Origin of the sequence: Streptomyces sp. NPDC007095 (assembly GCF_040634475.1) — a bacterium.
Lineage (GTDB): Bacteria > Actinomycetota > Actinomycetes > Streptomycetales > Streptomycetaceae > Streptomyces.
Genome location: NZ_JBEYFS010000333.1, coordinates 1 through 9,237, shown reverse-complemented (window position 1 = coordinate 9,237; position 9,237 = coordinate 1). Strand labels below are relative to the sequence as shown.

Sequence of the window (9,237 nt, the reverse complement as noted above, 5' to 3'; positions counted from 1 at the left end):
GAGGGCGCGCCCCGGTCTCTGGCCACGGCCGCCGCCTCCCCGAGCCGGGCGGCGACCTGTGGGTCGGTACCGGTGGTGGCCAGCGCGAGGTGCCGGGCCCGTTCGATGGGGTCGGAGGCGGCCGTGGAGAGCGCGGCATGGGCGGCGCGGCGTTCCTGGGCGCTCGCCTCCGCGTACAGGGCGGCCGAGATCATCGGATGCGCGAACCGGATGCCCGGTGTCTCGCGCTCGGTCGCCAACAGCCCGAGCGAGGCGGCGTGCGCGGTCTCGGCCTCGGCGTTCTCGCGCCCGGCGGCGTGCAGCAGCGCCAGCGTGGGGCGGGCGCCCGCGCTCGCGACGAGCAGGGTGCGGCGGGCCTCGGCGGAGAGCATCTCCAGACGGCTGAGGACGAGCGCGCGCAACGAGGTCGGCACGGGCAGCGGTTCGCCGGGGCTCGGCCGGGCAGGATTCTCCGCGAGCGCGCGGCCGAGTTCCAGCGCGAAGAGCGGGTTGCCGCCGCTGGTGCGGTGGATGTCGCGGACGGTCGTGCGGGGCAGCCCGGTGTAGCCGCGGTGGCCGAGGAGTTCGGCGACCTGCGCCCGGGAGAGAGGGTTGAGCCGCACGGCGAGGGTGTCCGGCGGGGACGCGCGTAGATGGCGGTCGTGCTGTTGGTCGCGTGGCTCGGTGTCGGTGCGCACCGCGGACAGCATCCGTACGGGCATCTCGCCGAGCCTGCGGGCGGCGAAGCCGAGCAGTTCGGCGCTGGCCGGATCCAGCCACTGGAGGTCGTCGGCGACGATCAGGACCGGACCCTGGGCGGCCAGCGCGCGCAGCACGGAGAGGACCGCGAGGCGCAGGGCGAGTCCGTCCCGTTGCAGGGTCGATTCTCCGCGGCCGGTGAGGGCCGATTCGAGGGCGGTGCGCTGCGGGGCGGGCAGCCGGTCGGAGACCTCGTCCACCACCAGGCCGAGGAGGTCGGCCAGGGCGAGGAAGGGCAGATGGGATTCGGACTCGGTCGCCGAGCAGCGCAACACGGTGTGCGCCGATTCGGCGCATTCCGCGGCCAGCGCACGCAGGACGGTGGACTTTCCTATTCCCGCGGGGCCGTGCACCAGCACGCTGCCTCCGCCGGAGAGTTGCTCGCGCGCCCCCGCGAAGAGTTCCTCCCGGCCGATGACCAGGTCGGGGCGGGGTCTCGCAGGCTCCTTGAAGTCCCCTCGCACGGTCACCGCTCCCCTCGCATGTCGTGTCCGAGCCAATATTAGGCAACGACTCTTTGAATTTCGGAGTCTAGGGGTCGTGAGGGAAATAACAGGAGTGTCGGCATAACGTATTTCAGGGCGCCGCCGCCTGAATGAAAAGCGCCGGTCGGGGGCCGCGAAGTGGCCGGTGACGGGGGGTGCGAAGCGGTCATAAGGGGCGGAGGGGTGCGAAACCGTCGCGGAGCGGCGGAGTAGCGGCCGCGGAGCGGCCGAGGCCGGGGCAGTCGGAGAGCTACGGCAGCAATCCGGCTCGCCGCGCGGCGACCACCGCCTCCAGCCGGGTGCGCGCACCGAGCTTCCGCATGGCCGAGCGCAGATACCCCTTGACCGTCTCCGGCCGCACCCCCAACCGCTCGGCGGCACCTCCGTTGGTGGCTCCCGCCGCGACGCAGGCGAGGACGTCCACCTCGCGCGGAGCGAGGTCGACGCGAGGCGTCCGGGCGCCGGACGCCGCCGCACCGGCCAGCCGCCCGCACGCGTCGAGCAGTTCGGCACGCAGCGCCGGGTCGACGATGCGCGGCGCCAGTGCCCGCAGCGCCCCGTGCGCCTCGCGGACCTCCTCCCACGCGGGGCTCCCGGCCGCCGGTTCGGGCTCCCGGGCGACGGTCAGCAGCCCCTGCGCCTCGTCCCGTACGACCAGCGCCTGCTCCACGTCCCGGGCCGCCGCCACCGCCGCGCCGAGCGTGCGGTCGCCCAGGGGCTGGGCCGTGCGCAGGGCGCCGTACAACACCCCGCGCACCCGGCGGCGTACGACGACGGGTACGGCGATCACGGAACACAGGCCCTCCGTGGCGACCGCCACGTCGTATTCGTGGCTGATCTGACGGGAGGCGGAGTAGTCCGTCACCGCGCAGGGCCGGGCCAGTGCGACCGCCTTGCCGCCCAGGCCGTTGCCCGAGGACACGGCGAGGGCGCTGAGCGCGGGCGTCGCCGTACCGCTGAGTTCGCTGATACGTACCTGGGCGCGACCGGGTTCGACGAGGCCGCCGAAGGCGACCGGCAGTCCCGTGGCGCGCCGCAGTCGTACCAGCGCACCACGCATCTCCACCGCCTCGGCCGTGTCTGCTGCCACGTGTTCGCCCCTTCTTCGCGGCGTACCCCCGTTCGGGGGTGGTGAGACCTCCATCACGGAATACACGATGGTAAGCGGCTGTGCGGCAACGAGGAGGACACATGACGGTGACGAACGGTGCGACGGACGAGTTCCGCACCGCGCGGGACTTCCTGCTGGAGCACCGTGCGGACTACGCCACGGCGTACGAGGGCTTCGACTGGCCCCGCCCGGAGTCCTTCAACTGGGCGCTCGACTGGTTCGACGTCATCGCACGGGGCAACGACCGCACCGCCCTGCACATCGTCGAGGAGGACGGCGAGCGCGCCGAGTTCTCCTTCGCCGCCCTCTCCGAGCGTTCGAACCGGGTGGCCAACTGGCTGCGCGCGCGGGGTGTACGCGCCGAGGACCGCGTCCTGGTCATGCTCGGCAACCAGGTGGAGCTGTGGGAGACGGCCCTCGCCGCGATGAAGCTGCGCGCCGTCGTCATCCCCGCGACCACCCTGCTGGGCCCCGCCGACCTGCGCGACCGGGTCGAGCGCGGCCGCGTCCGGCACGTGATCGCGCGCGCCGAAGAAGCGGAGAAGTTCGACGAAGTGCCCGGCCGCCAGACCCGGATCGCGGTGGGTGGAGCGCGGCCCGGCTGGCAGTCCTACGAGGAGGCGTACGCCGCCGACCCGGGCTTCGAGCCCGAGGGGGTCACCCACTCGGACGATCCGCTGATGCTCTACTTCACCTCCGGCACCACCGCCCGCCCCAAACTCGTCGAGCACACCCACGCCTCCTACCCGATCGGTCATCTGTCGACGATGTACTGGATCGGGCTCAAGCCCGGCGACGTGCACCTGAACATCTCCTCGCCCGGCTGGGCCAAGCACGCCTGGTCCAACCTGTTCGCGCCCTGGAACGCGGAGGCGACCGTCTTCATCCACAACTACACGCGCTTCGACGCGGGCCGGCTGATGGCGGAGATGGACCGGGCGGGCGTCACCACCTTCTGCGCCCCGCCCACGGTGTGGCGGATGCTCATCCAGGCCGACCTGACGCAACTGCGCACCCCGCCGCGTGAGGCCGTCGCCGCCGGTGAGCCGCTGAACCCGGAGGTCATCGAGCAGGTACGGCGCGCCTGGGGCGTCACCATCCGGGACGGCTTCGGGCAGACCGAGACGGCCGTCCAGGTCTCCAACAGCCCCGGGCAGCAGCTCAAGACGGGCTCCATGGGACGGCCGAGTCCCGGCTTCCGCGTCGAACTCCTCGACCCGGTCTCGGGTGCGCCCGGGGCTGCGGAGGGGGAGATCGCGCTCGATCTGTCAGCGCGGCCGGTGGGCGTGATGACCGGCTACCACGGCGCCGCCGACCGTACGGCGGAGGCGATGGCGGGCGGCTACTACCGCACCGGTGACATCGGCGCCCGGGACGAGGACGGATACATCACCTACGTCGGCCGTGCCGACGACGTGTTCAAGGCCTCCGACTACAAGATCTCGCCCTTCGAGCTGGAGAGCGCCCTGCTGGAGCACGAGGCGGTGGCGGAGGCGGCCGTCGTCCCGGCCCCCGACGAACTGCGGCTCGCCGTCCCGAAGGCGTACATCGTCCTCGCCGCGGGCCACGAACCCGGCCCCGACCTGGCGAAGGTGCTCTTCGAACACTCGCGGACGGTGCTCGCGCCGTACAAGCGCATCCGCCGTCTGGAGTTCGGCACACTTCCCAAGACCATCTCCGGCAAGATCCGCCGGATCGAGCTGCGCGAGGCCACGGCCGCGGGCTCGGACGCCGAGTACCGCGAGGAGGACTTCCGGTGAGCACACTCTCCTACGCGCACGGGACCAGTGCGACGACCCTGCTCGGCGACACCATCGGGGCCAACCTGGACCGGGCGGTCACGGCCTGGCCGGACCGGGAGGCGCTCGTCGACGTGCCGTCCGGGCGGCGCTGGACGTACGCCCAGTTCTCCGCGGACGTCGACGAGTTGGCATACGCGCTGCTGGCCACCGGCATCGCCCGGGGCGACCGGGTGGGTATCTGGGCGGTCAACTGCCCGGAGTGGGTGCTCGTCCAGTACGCCACCGCCCGCATCGGCGCGGTCATGGTGAACATCAACCCGGCCTACCGCACCCACGAGGTCGAGTACGTCCTCCAGCAGGCCGGCATCTCGCTGCTCTTCGCCTCCCTCAGCCACAAGACCAGCGACTACCGGGCGATGGTCGAGCAAGTGCGCGACAGATGCCCGCAGTTGCGGGAGGCCGTCTACATCGGCGACCCGAGCTGGGACGCCCTGATCGGCCGCGGGACCCCCGATCTGTACGAGGACTTCCGGGTCCGCAAGAGCGAGTTGTCCTGCGACGACCCCATCAACATCCAGTACACCTCGGGCACGACGGGCTTCCCCAAAGGGGCGACTCTCTCCCACCACAACATCCTCAACAACGGCTATTTCGTGGGCGAGTCGATCGCCTACAGCGAGCAGGACCGGATCTGCATCCCCGTGCCCTTCTACCACTGCTTCGGCATGGTGATGGGCAACCTCGCGGCGACCTCGCACGGCGCCTGCATGGTCATCCCCGCGCCCTCCTTCGATCCGGCGGCGACGCTCCGCACGGTCCAGGACGAGCGCTGCACCTCGCTGTACGGCGTACCGACCATGTTCATCGCGGAGTTGAACCTCCCCGGCTTCGCGACGTACGACCTGTCCTCGCTGCGCACCGGCATCATGGCGGGCTCGCCGTGCCCGGTCGAGGTGATGAAGCGGGTGGTCGCCGAGATGCACATGGCGGAGGTCTCCATCTGCTACGGCATGACCGAGACCTCGCCCGTGTCCCTGCAGACCCGTAGGGACGACGACCTGGAGCACCGCACCGGCACCGTCGGCCGGGTGCTCCCGCACCTGGAGGTGAAGGTCGTCGACCCGGCGGAGGGGGTGACGCAGCCGCGCGGCACCGCGGGAGAGCTGTGTACCCGCGGCTACAGCGTGATGCTCGGCTACTGGAACGAGCCCGAGAAGACCGCCGAAGCCGTCGACGCGGGGCGCTGGATGCACACGGGCGACCTCGCCGTGATGCGTGAGGACGGGTACGTCGAGATCGTCGGCCGCATCAAGGACATGATCATTCGCGGTGGCGAGAACATCTACCCGCGCGAGATCGAGGAGTTCCTCTACGCCCATCCGAAGATCGCCGATGTCCAGGTGGTCGGGGTGCCCCACGAGCGCTACGGCGAGGAGGTGCTCGCCTGCGTCATCCCGCTCGACCCGGCCGACCCCTTGACGCTGGAGGAACTGCGCGCCTTCTGCGAGGACCGGTTGGCCCACTACAAGATCCCCAGCCGCCTGGCGGTCCTGGAGTCCTTCCCGATGACGGTGTCGGGGAAGGTCCGCAAGATCGAACTGCGGCAGACCTACGCCGAATAGAGCGCTCCCCGCTGCCGGGGTTCAGGCCCCGGTGGCGAGGAGTTCGTCGGCGTGGGTGTTCACCGGCTGGGGGGTGCCCGTGAGGTCGAGGACGAAGAGGGGAATCCCGAGGGCGTCGGCGCGACGGTGGGCGTCGTCCGCGTACCCGGCCAGGGAGAAGTAGACGCATCCCGTGGACTCCGACATGGCCGTCAGCCACAGGCACTCCACGTCGCGCAGTGTGGCCGGGCGGACGGTGGGGTCCACCTGCGCCAGGATGCCGCGGGCGGCGAGTCCGATGCCCGTGGGCGGGCGCTGGTCCGCCTTGCGGATGTCGCGGTAGCCGAGCCACCGCAGATACAGCGCGGCCGCCGTCACGGCGTCCCGGGCGGTACGGATGGTCACCGGCTGGAACACCGGGCGCGGTGTCGGGGTGGTGCGGGGCAGCGGGACGTGGTCGGGGACGAGAGGGCTTCCCGGCGCGGCGGGGGCGGGTGACGCCCCGGCGGTACTGACAGGCGGCGCCCCGGCGGTACTGGGGGGCGGCGGCTCGGGAGTGTGCGGTGCCGCCCCCGGTTCCGGTTCCGTCTCCAGGTCCGCGGGGGCGCCGGTGCCCGGCAGGACCTCCGCGCGCAGGGGGCGCCGAACCCCTCGTACCGGAATCCGCAGCATGGCTCCGCAGGGGCAGCCCAGTTCAGGCTGGGGCCACTGGTCCGCGCGCCCGCAGGTGTCGCAGGGAACCGTGACCCAGTCCTCGTCCCACGTGCGGTGGGTGACCGGCGCGGGATCGGCGAGGCGGTCGAGCGGGGGCGTGACGGGGGCGCCGCACACGCAGGGGTACGACGGCGCGGCAAAGAGATGCTCGCGACGGCAGGCCGGACACCGCACTGGCACGCTCTCGGCCATGGCCCACTCCAGGACGTCACGTCGGGACAGCGTGCCCATCGTCCTCCAGGCGGGGGGCCCGCGGCAGCGAAACGCGTCGACAACCCCCGCTCTTCCCCCTGCGGATCCAGCCGCGTGCGCGCCCTTGACGCTCTTCGGTACGCCACCTACATTACTTCCAGATAGTAGAAGTTAATTTCCGTAATGTGGAATTTCCGTATTGCGGAATCACCAGGAATCACCAGCTCTCCGCGGGGCGCGACGGGAGCGCGAATCCGACAGCCGAAGCAGGAGTACTCCATGGCTCGTATGACCGCTGCCCGCGCGGCAGTCGAGATCCTCAAGCGCGAGGGCGTCAGCGACGCGTTCGGCGTCCCGGGCGCGGCGATCAACCCCTTCTACGCGGCCCTCAAGGCCTCCGGGGGGATCAGCCACACCCTTGCCCGCCATGTCGAGGGCGCCTCGCACATGGCGGAGGGCTACACCCGCACCCACCCGGGCAACATCGGCGTCTGCATCGGTACGTCGGGACCCGCGGGCACCGACATGATCACCGGCCTCTACTCCGCCATCGGCGACTCGATCCCGATCCTGTGCGTCACGGGCCAGGCGCCGACCGCCGTGATCCACAAAGAGGACTTCCAGGCCGTCGACATCGCCTCGATCGCGAAGCCGGTGACCAAGATGGCGGTCACCGTGCTGGAGGCGGCCCAGGTCCCCGGCGTCTTCCAGCAGGCCTTCCACCTCATGCGCTCCGGGCGTCCGGGCCCGGTCCTCATCGACCTGCCCGTCGACGTCCAGCTCACCGAGATCGAGTTCGACCCGGAGACGTACGAGCCACTCCAGGCGTACAAGCCCGCCGCCAGCCGTGCCCAGATCGAGAAGGCGATCGGGCTGCTGAACGAGTCCGAGCGGCCGCTGATCGTCGCAGGCGGCGGTGTCATCAACGCCGACGCCTGTGAACTCCTCGTGGAATTCGCCGAGTTGACGGGCATCCCGGTCGTCCCGACCCTGATGGGCTGGGGCGTCCTGCCCGACGACCATGAGCTGAACGCCGGCATGGTGGGCCTGCAGACCTCGCACCGCTACGGCAACGCGATCTTCCTGGAGTCCGACTTCGTCCTCGGCGTCGGCAACCGCTGGGCCAACCGTCACACCGGCAAGCTGGACGTCTACACGGCGGGCCGCACCTTCGTCCACGTCGACATCGAGCCCACTCAGATCGGCAAGATCTTCGCCCCGGACTACGGCATCGCCTCCGACGCGAAGGCCGCGCTCGAACTGTTCGTCCAGGTGGCGAAGGAACTCAGGGCCGAGGGCCGGCTGCCGGACCGCTCCGCGTGGGCCGCCTCCGCCCAGGAGCGCAGGGCGACCCTCCAGCGCCGCACGCACTTCGACGACATCCCGATCAAGCCGCAGCGCGTCTACGAGGAGATGAACAAGGCCTTCGGCCCGGAGACCCGGTACGTCTCCACCATCGGCCTCTCGCAGATCGCCGGGGCCCAGATGCTGCACGTCTACCGGCCCCGGCACTGGATCAACTGCGGCCAGGCGGGACCGCTCGGCTGGACGATCCCGGCCGCGCTGGGCGTCGCCAAGGCCGACCCGGAGGCCTCCGTCGTCGCCCTCTCCGGCGACTACGACTTCCAGTTCATGATCGAGGAACTGGCTGTCGGCGCCCAGCACCGGATCCCGTACGTCCATGTCCTGGTCAACAACTCCTACCTGGGTCTGATCCGCCAGGCGCAGCGGGCCTTCGACATCGACTTCCAGGTCAAGCTGGAGTTCGAGAACATCAACTCGCCAGAACTCGGCGTCTACGGTGTCGACCACGTCAAGGTCGTCGAGGGCCTCGGCTGCAAGGCGATCCGCGTCACGGACCCGGCCGAGCTGGGTGCCGCCTTCGAGCAGGCCAAGAAGCTCGCCGCCGAGTACCGGGTGCCGGTCGTCGTCGAGGCGATCCTGGAGCGCGTCACCAACATCTCGATGTCCACGACGAACGACATCGGAAACGTCGTGGAGTTCGAGGAGATCGCGACCGAGCCGGGCCACGCGCCCACGTCCATCAGGACGCTGAAGGTCTGACGTACGCGTCCCTCACGTATCAGGGGCGGTTCACCGTTCGGGTGAGCCGCCCCTTGTGTTGTTCCCCCGTGTTCCCCCGTCACGGGGCCCGCCGCCCCCGTGCCGGCGGGCCCCGTGTGCCGAGAATGTGCCCATCACCGGGGTGAGTTGAAGCCCCTGGGGTCGTGTTCAGAGCTTGATTTGAGGGTTGCGTAGCCGGCGTACGTCCACTGGCGTACGTGTCCGAGGCGTGTTGTCAGTCGTCCGGGAGCTCGAGCTCCTCGAATCCCGGCCAGTGGTCGGGGCCGCCGCCCTGCCAGTCGATGATGTCGCTCTTGTCGACCTCGATCTCGTCCAGGTCGACCTCGGCCCGCCGCAGGATCTCGACGACGTCGTCGAGGTGGTAGGCGACACCGAGCGTCTCGTCCCCCGTGGTGACCCGTCGCGAGCCGTCCAGTGCCGGGGCGTGCACGACGATGCTGGGATAGTCCATGCTTTCAGGCTGCTGTGCTCCGGCCAGCCTCGGAGCTCCGGCCCCACCGACGGAGCGAATCACCTTTGCTGCGGGCGACAGAGCGAGCCCGAAGGAGGCGGCCGCGCTTGCCAGACAC

7 protein-coding genes are annotated in these 9,237 nt (G+C 70.7%); 3 read left to right on the top strand and 4 right to left on the bottom strand.

The genetic code is table 11. The features are described 5' to 3' along the window. A partial coding sequence (locus ABZ656_RS53570) for an AAA family ATPase (RefSeq protein WP_360279385.1) occupies nucleotides 1–1,208 on the bottom strand: 1,208 nt, incomplete at its 3' end. Nucleotides 1,209–1,473: 265 nt separating this feature from the next. Continuing rightward, complete coding sequence (locus ABZ656_RS53565) at nucleotides 1,474–2,313, bottom strand: helix-turn-helix transcriptional regulator (protein WP_101401677.1); 840 nt, start codon at nucleotides 2,311–2,313, stop codon at nucleotides 1,474–1,476. A gap of 101 nt (nucleotides 2,314–2,414) precedes the next feature. Between ABZ656_RS53565 and ABZ656_RS53560 the strand changes: the two genes are divergently transcribed. Then, the gene (locus tag ABZ656_RS53560) at nucleotides 2,415–4,094 is read left to right on the top strand and encodes an AMP-binding protein (protein WP_101401678.1); all 1,680 of its coding nucleotides are present in this window, start codon (nucleotides 2,415–2,417) and stop codon (nucleotides 4,092–4,094) included. Then, nucleotides 4,091–5,698, top strand: a complete 1,608-nt coding sequence (locus ABZ656_RS53555) for an AMP-binding protein (protein ID WP_101401679.1) — start codon at nucleotides 4,091–4,093, stop codon at nucleotides 5,696–5,698. The genes ABZ656_RS53560 and ABZ656_RS53555 overlap by 4 nt, the downstream gene beginning before the upstream one ends. 21 nt (nucleotides 5,699–5,719) lie before the next feature. Here the strand turns inward: ABZ656_RS53555 and ABZ656_RS53550 are convergent, their stop codons facing one another. Then, on the bottom strand, nucleotides 5,720–6,583 hold the full coding sequence (locus ABZ656_RS53550) for a hypothetical protein (RefSeq protein ID WP_101403862.1): 864 nt from the start codon (nucleotides 6,581–6,583) through the stop codon (nucleotides 5,720–5,722). 279 nt (nucleotides 6,584–6,862) lie between these two features. On the opposite strand from ABZ656_RS53550, the gene gcl reads away from it, so the two are divergent. Further along, complete coding sequence (gcl, locus tag ABZ656_RS53545) at nucleotides 6,863–8,647, top strand: glyoxylate carboligase (RefSeq protein WP_360279380.1); 1,785 nt, start codon at nucleotides 6,863–6,865, stop codon at nucleotides 8,645–8,647. 235 nt (nucleotides 8,648–8,882) lie between these two features. Here the strand turns inward: gcl and ABZ656_RS53540 are convergent, their stop codons facing one another. Further along, a complete protein-coding gene (locus ABZ656_RS53540) occupies nucleotides 8,883–9,119 on the bottom strand; it encodes a hypothetical protein (RefSeq protein ID WP_168497084.1) in 237 nt (78 codons plus the stop codon). Nucleotides 9,120–9,237: the final 118 nt, after the last annotated feature.

Coding starts and splice junctions, on each gene's coding strand:
- ABZ656_RS53560 (WP_101401678.1), top strand. CDS start 2,415: ATGACGGTGACGAACGGTGCGACGGACGAGTTCCGCACCGCGCGGGAC.
- ABZ656_RS53540 (WP_168497084.1), bottom strand. CDS start 9,119: ATGGACTATCCCAGCATCGTCGTGCACGCCCCGGCACTGGACGGCTCG.
- gcl (WP_360279380.1), top strand. CDS start 6,863: ATGGCTCGTATGACCGCTGCCCGCGCGGCAGTCGAGATCCTCAAGCGC.
- ABZ656_RS53550 (WP_101403862.1), bottom strand. CDS start 6,583: ATGGCCGAGAGCGTGCCAGTGCGGTGTCCGGCCTGCCGTCGCGAGCAT.